Annotated in this window: 10 protein-coding genes; 4 read left to right on the top strand and 6 right to left on the bottom strand. The window is 61.1% G+C overall.

Going from position 1 to position 14,412, the window contains the following annotated elements; all coding sequences use genetic code 11:
- Positions 1–220: 220 nt before the first annotated feature.
- The 4 genes from FFH90_RS21310 to FFH90_RS21295 form a co-directional block, all read right to left on the bottom strand.
- Complete coding sequence (locus tag FFH90_RS21310) at positions 221–1,891, bottom strand: bifunctional protein-serine/threonine kinase/phosphatase (protein ID WP_064619175.1); 1,671 nt, start codon at positions 1,889–1,891, stop codon at positions 221–223.
- 7 nt (positions 1,892–1,898) lie between these two features.
- Positions 1,899–3,110, bottom strand: a complete 1,212-nt coding sequence (locus tag FFH90_RS21305; RefSeq protein WP_018925267.1) for a NarK/NasA family nitrate transporter — start codon at positions 3,108–3,110, stop codon at positions 1,899–1,901.
- Positions 3,111–3,365: 255 nt separating this feature from the next.
- Entirely contained in the window at positions 3,366–3,941 is a 576-nt protein-coding gene (locus tag FFH90_RS21300) for an ANTAR domain-containing response regulator (RefSeq protein WP_018925269.1), read from the bottom strand.
- Positions 3,942–3,956: 15 nt separating this feature from the next.
- On the bottom strand, positions 3,957–5,168 hold the full coding sequence (locus FFH90_RS21295) for a CmpA/NrtA family ABC transporter substrate-binding protein (protein WP_111454670.1): 1,212 nt from the start codon (positions 5,166–5,168) through the stop codon (positions 3,957–3,959).
- Positions 5,169–5,394: 226 nt separating this feature from the next.
- On the opposite strand from FFH90_RS21295, the gene FFH90_RS21290 reads away from it, so the two are divergent.
- Complete coding sequence (locus FFH90_RS21290) at positions 5,395–6,414, top strand: quinone-dependent dihydroorotate dehydrogenase (RefSeq protein ID WP_026286344.1); 1,020 nt, start codon at positions 5,395–5,397, stop codon at positions 6,412–6,414.
- 307 nt (positions 6,415–6,721) lie between these two features.
- Here FFH90_RS21290 and rmf read toward each other — a convergent pair whose 3' ends face one another.
- Positions 6,722–6,937 carry a ribosome modulation factor gene (rmf, locus tag FFH90_RS21280; protein ID WP_003223300.1) on the bottom strand — a complete coding sequence of 72 codons (216 nt, stop codon included), beginning with the start codon at positions 6,935–6,937 and terminating at the stop codon, positions 6,722–6,724.
- Between the two features lie 531 nt (positions 6,938–7,468).
- Between rmf and rlmKL the strand changes: the two genes are divergently transcribed.
- Entirely contained in the window at positions 7,469–9,739 is a 2,271-nt protein-coding gene (gene rlmKL, locus FFH90_RS21275) for a bifunctional 23S rRNA (guanine(2069)-N(7))-methyltransferase RlmK/23S rRNA (guanine(2445)-N(2))-methyltransferase RlmL (protein WP_018925272.1), read from the top strand.
- A gap of 143 nt (positions 9,740–9,882) precedes the next feature.
- A complete protein-coding gene (locus tag FFH90_RS21270; RefSeq protein ID WP_138866052.1) occupies positions 9,883–12,273 on the top strand; it encodes a diguanylate cyclase in 2,391 nt (796 codons plus the stop codon).
- Positions 12,274–12,368: 95 nt separating this feature from the next.
- Here FFH90_RS21270 and dacB read toward each other — a convergent pair whose 3' ends face one another.
- Positions 12,369–13,829, bottom strand: coding sequence for a D-alanyl-D-alanine carboxypeptidase/D-alanyl-D-alanine-endopeptidase (gene dacB, locus FFH90_RS21265; protein ID WP_018925274.1), 1,461 nt, complete (start codon positions 13,827–13,829; stop codon positions 12,369–12,371).
- Positions 13,830–14,063: 234 nt separating this feature from the next.
- On the opposite strand from dacB, the gene FFH90_RS21260 reads away from it, so the two are divergent.
- Positions 14,064–14,408: a YggL family protein gene (locus FFH90_RS21260; protein ID WP_018925275.1), complete on the top strand. Its 345-nt coding sequence runs from the start codon at positions 14,064–14,066 to the stop codon at positions 14,406–14,408.
- The last annotated feature ends 4 nt before the right edge of the window (positions 14,409–14,412 follow it).

Raw genomic sequence — 14,412 nt, 5'->3', positions numbered from 1 at the left:
TCCTTGTCCCGTTCTCTCGGGCAGCGCAGCCTTCTACGTTGAAGGCCGGGCTTTATGTCTGTTGGGAAAGGTAATGCAGTGGTTGTGCCAAGTTCTTCAGACGCCAGAATTTGCTGGGGTTGGTCGCGGTCTCGGTATTTGATTGGGATGTTTGTGCACCGAAACAATGCATGTTGCCCGCAATTGGCGCGGTCCCTGTAGATGCTACAAAGAATGGGTGTTAGCCATGAAACAACAAAAACAGCAGCACCAGATTCACCAGCAACGACACCAGTGCCAACGTCCGCCAAACCTTCAACGGCTCGCGCTCCAGCAACGGTCTGGGTCGCACGCTCAAACTGCGTCGTTCTCCCTGTTCCAGCAGCAACAACCATTCTTCGGCCGTTTCAAAGCGCTGATCCGGGGCTACCGCCACCGCGCGCTCCAGACTTTGCGCGATCCATTCCGGCAGGTCGGGCCGGTAGCGACTGGCGCTGACAGGCACGCCAAACCGTGGGCGCTGGAACGCTTCGATTTCGCCGTAGGGATAATGCCCGGTGAGCAGGTAGTACAAGGTCACGCCGACGGCATACAGATCCTGTTGTGGTGTCGGCAGGTCGCCGCGAAACGCTTCCGGCGCGATATAGCTGGGCGTTCCAGGCAGGGCGAAGGCTTGATCTTCGGACAGCCCTGGACAGTAGGCGAGGCCGAAATCCAGCAGGCGCAACTCGCCGTCGTCCCCCAGCAGCAGGTTCTCCGGTTTGATATCGCGGTGCAAAATCTGCCGTCGATGCAGGATGCCGACAGCCCGCAGCAAGCGTTCGGCCAGGTCCTGCCATTGCGCCAGTGGCAGCGTTGTGACGCGCTCATGCAACTCAGCCAGGGTCGACCCGGAATACTCACGCATCACGTAATACAAATGCTGACGCTGACTGGCGGCATGGACTTCAGGGAAATGCCGACCGGCTACACGCTTGAGAAACCATTCCTCCGACAACAATGCCTGCCCGGCCTGGTGATCGTCACGCAGAGCGCCGGGCAAGGTTTTCAGTAGCCAGCGCTGTTGTTGTGCATCGCGCACCCGGTAGAGCAGCGATTGCTGGCTCTGGCCGAGGATCCCTTCGACCTGCCAGCCTTCGAAGGTCTGGCCCGGTTTCAGTGCAGGCGGCAGAGGCCATTGCTGCAGGTGAATCAGTGCATCGCCAATGCTGGTTTCGCCAAGGGCATCGACCCGCACCAGCAGGGCGCTGGCATTGTCCTGGCTGCCGGCCAGGTGCGCGGCGCTGACCAGGGTCTGCGCGGCACTGTTGAGGTCAGGTTGATCGCGCAGAATCGCCGCGATGGCGGTGTCGCCCAGCACGGCCCAGATGCCGTCGCTGAGCAGCACGAAACTCTCGTTCAGGCGCAGTTCGCCATCCAGAAAGTCCAGCACCAGATGTTGATCCAGCCCCAGGGCCCGCTTGAGCACATGCTGCATGCCCGGCTGGTCCCAGACGTGATCCTCGCTCACCCGTTGCAAGGTGTCGGCGTGCCAGCGGTAAACCCGGCAATCGCCGACATGCGCCAGGGTGAAACGCCTGCCGCGCATCACCAGGGCACTGACCGTGGTCAGCAGCGGTTGCCCGCCGCCGTTGGCCTGCAGCCAGCGGTTTTGCGCCAGCAGCAGGCGATCGAGTGCCTGGGCGACACCCCAGGTTTCCGGTGTGGCGTAATAATCCAGCGCCAACGCCTGCAAGGTCGAACGGGCCGCGAGACCGCCATCGGCGCATTGGCTGACGCCGTCGGCGATGGCGAACAGGTAACCCTTGCTCGCCGCCAGTGCGGGGGCCGGAGTGACCAGGCGCAGAGCGTCCTGGTTCTCCTCGCGAGGCCCGATGGCGCTGGCTTCGGCAAAACTCAGTTGCAGGCTCATTCAATCCTCACACGCGAGCCGCGGTGACGGCTGCCGAACCCCAAGTGGTTCTCCAGCGACGTTTCACCCCGTGCAGACCGAACCAGGCGAGTACGCCGAGGCTGGCGAACAACCACAAGGCCATTTGATAGCTGCCGGTACTTTGCTTGATCGCGCCCATGCCGGCCGCCAGTGCGAAGCCACCGATGCCGCCGGCCATGCCGATCAAACCGGTCATCACACCGATCTCCCGACGAAAACGCTGTGGGACCAACTGGAATACGGCACCGTTACCTGCACCTAAACCGAGCATAGTGCAGACGAAAAGGGCCAACGCTGCGTAGGAACTCGGCAGATTGAAACCCACGGTCGCAATGCAGATCGCTGCCACGGTGTACATCGCCAACAGGGTGCGAATCCCGCCGAAGCGATCCGCCAGCGCGCCGCCCAGCGGACGCATCAGGCTGCCACCGAACACGCAAGCAGCGGTGTAGTAACCGGCAGTGACCGGGCTCAGGCCGTATTGGTCATTGAAGTAGCCGGGCAGGGCGCTGGCCAGGCCGATGAAGCCGCCGAAGGTCACGCTGTAGAAAAACATGAACCACCAGCTGTCGCGGTCACCCAGGGCCTTGAGGTAGTCGGCCATGGACTTGGCTTTCGGCCGCTCAGGGGCGTTCTTGGCCAGCCAGGCGAAGACGATCAGGGTCAGGATCAACGGGATCAGGGCGAAGCCGAACACGTTGCTCCAGCCATACGCGGCAGCCAGCACCGGGGCGATCAGGGCGGCCAGCACGGTGCCCGAGTTACCGGCACCGGCGATGCCCATGGCTTTGCCTTGGTGCTGCGGCGGATACCATTGCGAGGCCAGCGGCAGGGCGACGGCGAAGGACGCACCGGCCATGCCGAGGAACAGGCCCAGCAACAGCGCCTGCTCGTAACTGTGGATGCCGACTTTCCAGGCAACGAGCAGGGCGCTGATGACGATTATCTGGCCGATGATCCCGGCGGTTTTTGGCGACAGGCGATCAGCCAGCAGGCCCATCGCAAAGCGCAGTACGGCACCGGCCAGAATCGGCGTGGCCACCACCAGCCCGCGCTGTTGGGTGGTCAGGTGCAGGTCAGCGGCGATCTGCACCGCCAGGGGGCCGAGCAGGTACCAGACCATGAAGCTCAGATCGAAATAGAGGAAGGCTGCGAACAGTGTCGGGGTATGGCCGGATTTCCAGAAGCTTGAATTCATCGCGCACCTCAGCTGTCAGGCGTATCAAGAAGGAGTCATGAGCTTGCAGGTGGGGCGCCGCAACGGCCGCACCACCAGCCCCGGTCTCTGGGGCCAAAACGGAAAAACGCCGCTACCTGCTTCGCAAAAGGGGGCGAATGAGGTGAGCGACGTCTTTGTCGTAGGTGGGGCAACCGCCGTTGGTTACCTTGCAGGGATTACTTAGCGAGATCTGTGCCAACACGTGAGATCGAGGCTTGCCCGCGATAGCGTCCTTCAGCCAAGCAACTCACTCATGGCAATGATTTGCTCCGCCACCTGTATCAGCTTCTGCTGGCGGCTCATGGCCTGGCGGCGCATCAGGGTGTAGGCCTCTTCTTCATTGCAGTCCTTCATCTTCATCAGCAGCCCCTTGGCCAGCTCGATGCGCTTGCGCTCGGCCAGTTGCTGGTCGCGGGCGTGCAGTTGCGCGCGCAGGGCCTGATCGCTTTCAAAGCGAGCCATGGCCACGTCGAGAATCGGCTGCAAGCGTTGTGCGTGAATGCCTTCGACGATGTAGGCACTGACGCCGGACTTGATCGCCTGGCGCATCACGCCGGGATCGTGCTCGTCGGTGAACATCACGATTGGCCGTGGTTGGTCGCGAGTAACCAGCACCACTTGTTCCATCACATCGCGGCTCGGTGACTCGGTATCGATCAGAATCACGTCCGGACGCACCGTTTCGACGCGCGCGGGCAGGTCAATGGTCAGGCCGGACTCGTCGATGACTTCGAACCCGGCTTCGGTCAGGGCCGCTTTCAGACGCCCGACTTTTTTCGCGGTGTCATTGATCAGCAGGATACGCAACATATTCGCAGGCTCCTGTCAGCGGCTGGCGAGAAGGGGGGCGCTGTCGCTCATGGCGTGCAGCGTGAAGCTGCGGGCATAGCCGGCCGGGTCCGAACCGTCCCAGACTTTGCCGTCGATCAGTTGACTGCTGCGCATTTCCTGAACCTGGGCGGGCACGCCGACAGCGGTGGCGGCCTCTCGGTATAAGTCTAGTTGCTGAACCTCACGGGCTACGCCGAGGTAATCCGGGTCGTCACGCAATAAGCCCCAGCGACGGAACTGGGTCATGAACCACATGCCGTCGGACAAATACGGCAGATTGACCTCGCCGCCACTGTGGAAACGCATCGCGTGTGGGTCTTGCCAGTGATTGCCCAGGCCGTCGGTATAGTCACCGAGCAAGCGCGGTTCGATGCAATCGAGCGGGGCATCCAGGTATTCGGGTGCGCTCAACAGTTGTGCGGTGCTGCGGCGATTTTCGCGGCTGGCTTCAATGAAGCGGCTGGCCTCGAGGATCGCCATCACCAGGGCCCGGGCGGTATTGGGGTATTGATCGACGAAGGCGCGGGTGCAGCCGAGGACTTTTTCCGGGTGGTCGGGCCAGATGGTCTGAGTGGTGGCCATGGTGAAACCGAGATTCTGTCGCACCGCACTGGCAGCCCACGGTTCGCCGACACAGAACCCGTCGATGCGCCCGGCTTGCAGGTGCGCGACCATTTGTGGCGGCGGCACCACCACGCTGTCGACATCCTGCAACGGATGAATGCCCTGGCTCGCCAGCCAGTAATACAGCCACATGGCGTGGGTGCCTGTGGGAAATGTCTGGGCGAAGGTCAGTTTTGGGCGACTTTGGTGCACGTGATGGTCCAGTGCTTCAGGACTGGTCACGCCCAGGGCCTGCAAGCCGTGGGAGAGGTTGATGCTCTGGCCGTTCTGGTTCAGGCCCATGAGCACGGCCATGTCGGTGGAGGCTACGCCGCCGATGCCCAGATGCACGGCGTAAATCAGGCCGTACAGGCTGTGAGCGGCGTCGAGTTCGCCGCTGACCAGTTTGTCCCGCAGGTTGGCCCAGGACGACTGGCGCTTGAGGTTCAGGGTCAGACCGTAAGGCTGGGCGAAGCCCTGGGTGGCGGCGACCACCACTGAGGCGCAGTCGCTCAGAGCCATGAAGCCAAGGTTGATTTCGGTTTTTTCCGGGGCATCGCTGCCGTTGACCCAGGCCAGTGGGCCGGCTGATGGTTCATTCATCGATTTGCACCTTCCAAAAAAAACGTCGTCCCATGGCCTCTGCGCGAGCAGAGCCGGTGACGACGCCATTGTCCTTCCACTCATTCCGTCGTTGGCATGAGTGCTGATGATCATGTTGGTGCAAGGCATATGCCATCGCTGGCTGATTTTGTCGTGCGCCTCGCCTGTGGACTCGATGCGCGGCTATAATCGCCGCCTCTCATCGCCACCCGAGTCAAGCCTGCCCATGTACACCCTGGCCCGTCAGCTGCTGTTCAAACTTTCCCCGGAAACCTCCCACGATCTGTCCCTGGACCTGATCGGCGCGGGCGGGCGTTTGGGCCTCAACGGCTTGCTGTGCAAGGCACCGGCGAAAATGCCGGTGACGGTCATGGGCCTGGAATTCCCGAACCCGGTGGGTCTGGCGGCCGGTCTGGACAAGAACGGCGCGGCGATCGACGGGTTTGCCCAACTGGGTTTCGGTTTCGTCGAAATCGGTACCATTACCCCGCGTCCGCAACCGGGTAATCCGAAACCACGGATTTTCCGCTTGCCCCAAGCCGAGGCGATCATCAACCGCATGGGTTTCAACAACCTCGGCGTCGATCACTTGCTCGCTCGCGTGGCGGCGGCCAAGTACAAGGGCGTGCTGGGCATCAATATCGGCAAGAACTTTGATACGCCGGTTGAACGTGCGGTTGACGACTACCTGATCTGCCTGGACAAGGTCTACGCACACGCCAGCTACGTGACGGTCAATGTCAGCTCGCCGAACACACCGGGCCTGCGCAGCCTGCAATTCGGCGATTCGCTCAAGCAATTGCTCGCCGACCTGGCCACGCGCCGGGCGGAATTGGCCCTGCGCCACGGCAAACATGTGCCGCTGGCGATCAAGATCGCGCCGGACATGAGCGATGAAGAAACCGCTCAAGTCGCCCAGGCGTTGATCGAAACCGGGATGGATGCGGTGATCGCCACCAACACCACCCTGAGCCGCGTCGGCGTCGAAGGCCTGGAGCACGGTGACGAGGCGGGCGGATTGTCCGGCGCCCCGGTTCGCGACAAGAGCACCCACACCGTGAAGGTGCTGGCGGCGGAACTGGCCGGTCGCTTGCCGATCATCGCCGTGGGCGGTATCACCGAAGGCAAGCACGCGGCTGAGAAAATCGCCGCGGGTGCGAGCCTGGTGCAGATCTATTCGGGCTTTATCTATAAGGGCCCGGCACTGATTCGTGAATCGGTAGATGCCATCGCCGCGCTGCGCTGAAGGCAGTGTAGGGGCCTTGTGCTGAGGGCTTTTGTGGCGAAGGGGCTTGCCCCCGTTCGGCTGCGAAGCAGTCGTAAACCCTGTGTCCGTGTTCTCTCTGATTCACCGCGTTGCCTGGTTTTGGGGCCGCTTCGCAGCCCAACGGGGGCAAGCCCCCTCGCCACAATGGTTTCTTCGCTGAATTTGGAGCAGGCATAAAAAAGGGCTCCCCGAAGGAGCCCCTGGGCCGAAGCCCGCCGTCCGGATAGGACGTGCGTGGTTAAGTCGTAGCGTAATCAGATTGTCGTGTCGGAGTGTGTGCCCTGTATTAGCCGACGGCGTGAAGTTCGTTGAGTCTGTGGATTCCCGCAGTGCCGGTCATACCGTCCCAATTGTCGCCGCGTCCTTCTCGCCAGCCATTGATCCAGGCTTGGCGTACCGACGGTAGAGTAAAAGGGCAAAGCTCACGGGATTTACCACCAACGCCATATTGATATCCGCGCAAAAATGCTCTTTCCAACGGATCACGCTTAAGTCTTCTCATAGGGTGTTTCCCTCACTTGTTGACTGTATGTATCGCGTCGACCTCAATCGAGGTCAGGCAGAAAAATTCTGCCGTTGGTGGCTCGCTGCCGGCGTCGCGAGCCAAGGTGTTGACGCCGTTGCGACGTCAACCTGAGTGGAGTTCTAACCAATGCGTCACATCGAGGGAATGACCGTTTTGTCATAAGAACGTAACCATAAAGATGGTATGGCCATAAGTAACACGATATTTGTGCCGTGTTGATTGGCCAAAGCCCGGTATGATCGGCCCTTCGCTGGGATGCTGGGGGTTGCGCCTTAACGAGAATGACACCCGTTGCTCTTGGGTATTATTCGACGAAGGGTCGACTTATGACATTTTGTTTCATCAACTTTTTTATCTGCCCTGGCATCTAAGCTCTTTTAACCCGAGCAGTCAGGGTGGGACGGCACACCTTCGTGCCACGCGGGCGTTCTGTTAGAAAAACGCCTGATTGAAAACCGGATCGGCAACGCGTTGCCGGTTCACTTAGCTAAAGGCTCTGGAATTACCATGTCCGATCGTTTCGAACTCTTCCTCACTTGCCCCAAAGGCCTTGAAGGTCTGCTCATCGAGGAAGCCGTCGGGCTTGGCCTTGAGGAAGCACGCGAGCACACCTCGGCTGTGCGCGGCATGGCCACCATGGAAACCGCTTATCGCCTGTGCCTGTGGTCGCGTCTGGCGAACCGGGTGCTGTTGGTGCTCAAGCGCTTCCCGATGAAGGACGCCGAAGATCTCTATCACGGCGTGCTGGATATCGATTGGCAAGACCACATGCTCAACGACGGCACCCTGGCCGTCGAATTCAGCGGTCACGGCTCTGGCATCGACAACACGCACTTTGGCGCCTTGAAGGTCAAGGATGCCATCGTCGACAAACTGCGCACCCCGCAAGGCGATCGCCCGTCCATCGACAAGCTCAACCCCGACCTGCGCGTTCACCTGCGTCTGGACCGTGGCGAAGCCATCCTGTCCCTCGACCTGTCCGGGCACAGCCTGCACCAGCGCGGTTATCGCTTGCAGCAAGGCGCGGCGCCGCTGAAGGAAAACCTCGCGGCAGCGATTCTGATCCGTTCCGGCTGGCCGCGCATTGCCGCCGATGGTGGCGCGCTGGCTGACCCGATGTGCGGTGTCGGCACGTTCCTGGTGGAAGCCGCCATGATCGCCGCCGATATGGCGCCGAACCTGCGCCGCGAGCAGTGGGGCTTCACCGCCTGGCTCGGTCACGTGCCGGCGCTGTGGAAAAAACTCCACGAAGAAGCCACTGAACGCGCTGCGGCCGGCCTGGCCAAGCCACCGCTGTGGATTCGCGGTTACGAAGCCGACCCACGCCTGATTCAACCGGGCCGCAACAACGTCGAACGTGCCGGCCTGAGCGAGTGGATCAAGATTTACCAGGGCGAAGTGGCAACGTTCGAGCCGCGCCCGGACCAGAACCAGAAAGGCCTGGTGATCTGCAACCCTCCGTACGGCGAGCGTCTGGGCGATGAGGCGAGCCTGCTCTACCTCTACCAGAACCTCGGCGAGCGTCTGCGTCAGGCGTGCTTGAACTGGGAGGCGGCGGTGTTCACCGGCGCTCCGGACCTGGGCAAGCGCATGGGCATCCGCAGCCACAAACAGTATTCGTTCTGGAACGGCGCGTTGCCGTGCAAATTGCTGTTGATCAAGGTCACGCCAGACCAGTTCGTCACCGGCGAGCGTCGCACCCCGGAACAGCGTCAGGCCGAGCGTGAACAGGCGGCCTACGATGAAGCACCGAGTGAGCCGCAAGAGCGCAAGTACAACAAGAACGGCAATCCGATCAAACCGGCTCCGGCACCCGCCCCGGTGATCGAACAGCCGCGCCTGAGCGAAGGTGGGCAGATGTTTGCCAATCGTCTGCAAAAGAACGTCAAGGCGCTGGGCAAGTGGGTCAAGCGTGAAGGCATCGACTGCTACCGCGTCTACGATGCCGACATGCCGGAATATTCCATGGCCATCGACCTGTATCACGACTGGGTCCACGTTCAGGAATACGCCGCGCCGAAATCCATCGATCCGGAAAAAGCCTCGGCGCGGATGTTCGATGCCCTCGCGGCAATCCCGCAGGCGTTGAACATCGACAAGAGCCGCGTGGTGGTCAAGCGTCGCGAACGTCAGAGCGGCACCAAGCAGTACGAACGCCAGAGCGCCCAGGGCAAGTTCAACGAGGTCAACGAAGGCGGCGTGAAGCTGCTGGTGAACCTCACCGACTACCTCGACACCGGGTTGTTCCTCGACCACCGGCCGATGCGCATGCGGATTCAGAAAGAGGCGGCCGGCAAACGCTTCCTCAACCTGTATTGCTACACCGCGACGGCCAGTGTGCATGCGGCCAAGGGCGGTGCGCGCAGCACCACCAGCGTCGACCTGTCGAAAACCTACCTGGACTGGGCGCGGCGCAATCTGTCGCTGAACGGTTTCTCCGACAAGAACCGTCTGGAGCAGGGCGACGTGATGGCCTGGCTCGACGCCTGCCGTGACGAATACGACCTGATCTTCATCGACCCGCCGACCTTCTCCAACTCCAAGCGCATGGAAGGGATCTTCGACGTGCAGCGTGACCAGGTGCAGTTGATCGATCTGGCCATGGCGCGACTGGCACCGGGTGGGGTGTTGTACTTCTCCAACAACTTCCGCAAGTTCCAGCTCGAGGAAAACCTCACCGAGCGTTATGCCGTTGAAGAAATCACGGCCCAGACCATCGATCCGGATTTCGCCCGTAATGGCAAGATCCACCGTGCCTGGAAGATCACTGCTCGCTGACACTTGAGCCTGATTGGATCCACAGAGCCTTGATTTTTAAAGGCTCTTTGGTTCTTTCAGTGCTGGTCAAATTAGTGGCTAATAGCTATAACTCAACTCATGGCCAATGGGCTTTCCGGCACCTGGCGTTATGAGTTGCGTTTATGTCGTTACACGCCGTGCGCCCCAAGATCCTGGGTTTTATCAGCGAAGATGTCTCGGCCTGGCTGGTCGCGCTGCTGGTATTGCTCGTCGGCGGGATTCTTACGGGGTTGCTGGCCTGGGCCACGCTCAATCAGTTTCATCAGCAAATGCGGCAACGTTTCCAACTGCTCGCCAGTGAACGCTACAGCCGTATCGTAGAACGTTTCGAGGATCAGGAGCAGCGCCTTGATGGCCTGCGCCGGTTCTTCGCCAATTCCGAGTCGGTGTCCCGCGAGGAATTCGACGGTTACGCCAAACCTCTTTTGCGGCGCACCCAAGCCTATTCCTGGGCACCACGGGTTTCCCGCGCCGAACGCCCCTTGCTTGAACGCTTCGTGCATGACGAAGGCTTGAGCAATTTCACCTTTCGCGAACTCACCGCCGACGGCCAGTTGCAACCGGCTGCGGAACGGGACGAGTACGTGCCGGTGCTCTATACCCAAACCCAGAGCCGACTGCCCACGCCGCTGGGTTACGACCTGCTGGCCCAGCCCCTGCGCCGTTCGACCCTGGAGCGTGCCGATCGAACTGGCCGCATGGTTGTCTCGCAACCATTGCATCTGGTAGGCATTGAGCCTGCCTATTCACGGGGTGTGTTGCTGGTGGCACCGGTCAGCCGTCAGCAGCTGCCGGGCACCACGCCCGCCGGGTATGTGATGGCGGTGATCAGCATGCGCCAGCTGCTGGCGGACGGGCTGCCGGAAGAGAATCATGATTCTCTCTCGGTGCGCATTCTCGACTTGTCCACCGATGACCAACACGAAGTGCTGTACGAGTCGACCAACCCGGCGGGGGCCAGTGACTTATCCTCCACGCGCTTGCTGCGCCTGGCCGACCACGATTATCAAGTGGATATGCGCCCCAGTGCTGCGTTCCTGCAAGCCAACCATTCTTCAGTGACCAGCCAGGTGGTGCTGGGTGGTTTACTCAGCTTGTTGCTCAGTGTGTTTCTCTATGTGTTGGTCAGCCAGCGGCAACGGGCGCTGAAAATGGTCGAGCAACGGACCGAGGAACTGCACGCCCGTGAGCAAGAGCTGCGCGGCACGCATGGCCAATTGCGCGGCGTGCTGGATGCTGCGACTCAGGTGGCGATCATCGCCACCGACCTGCGGGGGATCGTCAGCACTTTCAATGCCGGTGCCGAGCACATGCTCGGTTACTCCAGTGCGCAGGCCGTGGGCCACATGACCCTGGAAAACCTGCACCTGCCCCGGGAGCTCGAGGCGCGGTCGGCGGAGTTGAGCGCGCGCTATGGCAAGCCGATTCCGACCTGTCAGGCCATGTTGGTCGAAGGCGGGGAAGAGGGCGGTCATGAAGCCCGGGAGTGGACGCTGGTGCGCCGCGATGGCAGCCATTTGACGGTGAACATGCTGGCGACTCCGGTCCTCGACGAACAAGGCTTGTGGGTCGGGTACTTGGCGATTTGCATCGACATCACCGAGCGCAAGCGCGTCCACGAGGCTCTGGCGGCGCGGGACCTGTTGTTGAAGAAGCTCAGTGCCCATGTGCCCGGCGGGATTTACCAGTTCAAGATGGAGTTCGATGGGCGCTTCAGCATTATCTACGCCAGCGACGGGATGCGCGAGATCTACGAACTCGAATTGGAGGTACTGCTGAGCAATGCCGAAGCGGTGTTCTCGCGGATTCATCCTCAGGACTCGCGCCGGGTCCGCGCGTCGATCCAGGTGTCGGCGGACAACCTCAGCCCCTGGCGCGAAGAGTATCGCGTGCAATTGCCCGAGCGTGGCCTGCGCTGGGTCCGCGGCGAAGCAACGCCGGAGGAACTGCCCGGTGGCGGTGTGCTGTGGCATGGCTACATTTCGGACATTTCCGACCTCAAGCGGGTGGAAGAGGAGTTGCGCGCACTGTCGGTGACCGACTCATTGACCGGGATCTATAACCGCCGCTACTTCCAGGAGCGCCTGACCACCGAAATGGCCCGGGTCGAGCGCGGCGGTGGCGAGTTGTCGGTGATCATGCTCGACATCGACCACTTCAAACGCATCAATGACCAGCACGGCCATGCCGTGGGCGATCGGGTATTGCAGGCGGTGTGTGAGCGTATTGGCCGTCGCCTGCGGCGCACCGATGTGTTCTGTCGCCTGGGGGGCGAAGAGTTCATGGTGCTCTGTCCGGACATCGACGGCGAGCAGGCTCATGTGCTGGCCTTGGAACTATGGCAAGGGTTGCGCAGTTCGCCGATCGACGAGGTGGGGATCGTTACCGCGAGTTTCGGGATTGCCAGCTGGCGGGTCGGGGAAGGCGCGGATGCGTTGCTGTTGCGGGCGGATTCGGGGGTTTACGCGGCGAAGCAGGCGGGAAGGGATCGGGTTGAAGGGCAGATGAGCTAGGTCTGCATACAGACCCTGTTGGAGATTCTATGTTGCAGGGTTGCCCTGCAACATAGAATCTCCGACATTGGATCTGAGGTGTTCTATGGATCCGGTTACAACACCGATGCCGTGGTCGGCAGTTTCGGCTGGCGATACAGGTCCAGCAGCACCTGATCCAGCACCGAAGACGCGCCAAACGGAGCCTTGTCGTTAAGGATCGCCACCACCGCCCAGGTATTGCCATTGACATCGCGGCTGAAGCCGGAGATGGCACGCACAGTGTTCAGGGTGCCGGTCTTGACGTGGGCTTCACCGGTCATGGCCGTGCGCTTCAGGCGTTTGCGCATGGTGCCGTCGGTGCCGGCAATCGGCATCGAGCTGATGAACTCGGCGGCGTACGGGCTGCGCCAGGCGGCTTGCAGCATCGCGGCCATTTCACGCGCGCTTACCCGTTCGGCGCGGGACAGGCCGGAGCCGTTCTCCATCACCAGGTGCGGTGCGGTGATGCCTTTCTGCGCCAGCCACTGACGCACCACGCGCTGGGCCGCTTTGGCGTCATCACTGTCGGCGTCGGTGCGGAACTTCTGGCCCAGGCTCAGGAACAACTGCTGAGCCATAGTGTTGTTACTGTATTTGTTGATGTCGCGAATGATTTCCGCCAGGTCTGGCGAGTAGGCCCGGGCCAGCACCTTGGCGCTGCTCGGCGTCGGTGCCAGACGATCCTGGCCCTGGATGCTGCCGCCCAGTTCCTTCCAGATCGCGCGCACGGCGCCGGCGGTGTAGGTCGCGTGGTCGAGTAGCGACAGGTAGGTCTGGGAGCTGCAACCTTCGCCCAGCTGGCCGCCGACGGTCACGGTGACGCTGCCATCCGCCTGGGTCACCGGGTTGTAGCGCACGCCCCCGGTGCATTGCTTGGAGTTGAGCGCCTTGACCTGATTGTCGATGCGGATGCTGGCAATCGGCGGCTCGACCGACACCAGGACCTTGCCCGAATCGTTGCGGGCCACGAAGCGCAGGGCCTTGAGGTTGACCAGCAGTGCGTCGGGCTTGACCAGGAACGGTTTGTTCTCGTCATTGCCGTCGTCGTTGAACTCGGGCAGTTGCGGCTGCACGAAGAAGCCGCGGTCCAGCACCAGGTCACCGGTGACCTGGGTCACGCCATTGGCGCGCAAGTCGCGCATCAGCAGCCAGAGTTTTTCCATGTTCAGCTTCGGATCGCCGCCACCCTTGAGGTAGAGGTTACCGTTGAGGATGCCACCGCTGAGGGTGCCGTCGGTGTAGAACTCGGTTTTCCACTGATGGTTCGGGCCAAGCATTTCCAGCGCCGCATAGGTGGTGACCAGTTTCATGGTCGAGGCCGGGTTGACCGAAACGTCAGCGTTATAAACGGTTGGGGTGCCCGGGCCATTAAGCGGGATCATCACCAGCGACAAGGCGCTGTCCGGCAATTTGCTGGCCTTGAGGGCCTTTTCAACGTTGGGCGACAGGGCGGTGTTGATCGGTGCGGCGGAAACGGGGAGGGCCAGGGGCAGAAGAAGGCTGGCCAGCAGCAATGGACGCAAAGATTTGATCATCTGAAATAAAACCCTACAGCCGAGGGGAAAAAAGACGAGGGCATGGTGATAAATTCCCTCAGCGGTCATGAAAGTGTCGGCATTATGCCCCAAGGTGCAAGGGCTTGTGCCGCACCTTGGTCGACTAATCCGCTATTTTTTTACCGACGGTAGACGTCGCGCCGTTCTGAGGCGGGTAATCGGCGCCTTAAACTGCTAAAGTGCCGCCCGTTATTACTTATGAGGATTGTTCCAATGGCGACTAACCGTTCCCAGCGTCTGCGCAAAAAACTGTGCGTCGATGAATTTCAAGAGCTGGGTTTCGAACTGAACCTGGATTTCAAAGAAGATTTGGCTGATGAAGCCATTGATGCTTTCCTCGACGCGTTCCTGAAAGAAGCCATGGAAGCCAACGGTCTGGGTTATGTGGGCGGCGATGACTTCGGTCTGGTTTGCCTGCAGAAGCGTGGCTCGGTGACCGAAGCACAGCGTGCCGCTGTTGAAGCCTGGCTCAAGGGCCGTAGTGAATTGACCAGCGCTGAAGTCAGCCCGCTGATCGACGTCTGGTACCCGGAAAAGCCGATCAATCCGGTAGCCTGATGTT

The sequence above is a fragment of the Pseudomonas sp. ATCC 43928 genome, from assembly GCF_005938665.2.
Lineage (GTDB): Bacteria > Pseudomonadota > Gammaproteobacteria > Pseudomonadales > Pseudomonadaceae > Aquipseudomonas.
This window is presented reverse-complemented; position numbering and strand designations above follow the sequence as displayed.

Excerpts from the sequence above, each read along its gene's own strand:
- FFH90_RS21310 (WP_064619175.1), bottom strand. The coding sequence starts at position 1,891 with ATGAGCCTGCAACTGAGTTTTGCCGAAGCCAGCGCCATCGGGCCTCGC.
- FFH90_RS21305 (WP_018925267.1), bottom strand. The coding sequence starts at position 3,110 with ATGAATTCAAGCTTCTGGAAATCCGGCCATACCCCGACACTGTTCGCA.
- FFH90_RS21300 (WP_018925269.1), bottom strand. The coding sequence starts at position 3,941 with ATGTTGCGTATCCTGCTGATCAATGACACCGCGAAAAAAGTCGGGCGT.
- FFH90_RS21295 (WP_111454670.1), bottom strand. The coding sequence starts at position 5,168 with ATGAATGAACCATCAGCCGGCCCACTGGCCTGGGTCAACGGCAGCGAT.
- FFH90_RS21290 (WP_026286344.1), top strand. The coding sequence starts at position 5,395 with ATGTACACCCTGGCCCGTCAGCTGCTGTTCAAACTTTCCCCGGAAACC.
- rmf (WP_003223300.1), bottom strand. The coding sequence starts at position 6,937 with ATGAGAAGACTTAAGCGTGATCCGTTGGAAAGAGCATTTTTGCGCGGA.
- rlmKL (WP_018925272.1), top strand. The coding sequence starts at position 7,469 with ATGTCCGATCGTTTCGAACTCTTCCTCACTTGCCCCAAAGGCCTTGAA.
- FFH90_RS21270 (WP_138866052.1), top strand. The coding sequence starts at position 9,883 with ATGTCGTTACACGCCGTGCGCCCCAAGATCCTGGGTTTTATCAGCGAA.
- dacB (WP_018925274.1), bottom strand. The coding sequence starts at position 13,829 with ATGATCAAATCTTTGCGTCCATTGCTGCTGGCCAGCCTTCTTCTGCCC.
- FFH90_RS21260 (WP_018925275.1), top strand. The coding sequence starts at position 14,064 with ATGGCGACTAACCGTTCCCAGCGTCTGCGCAAAAAACTGTGCGTCGAT.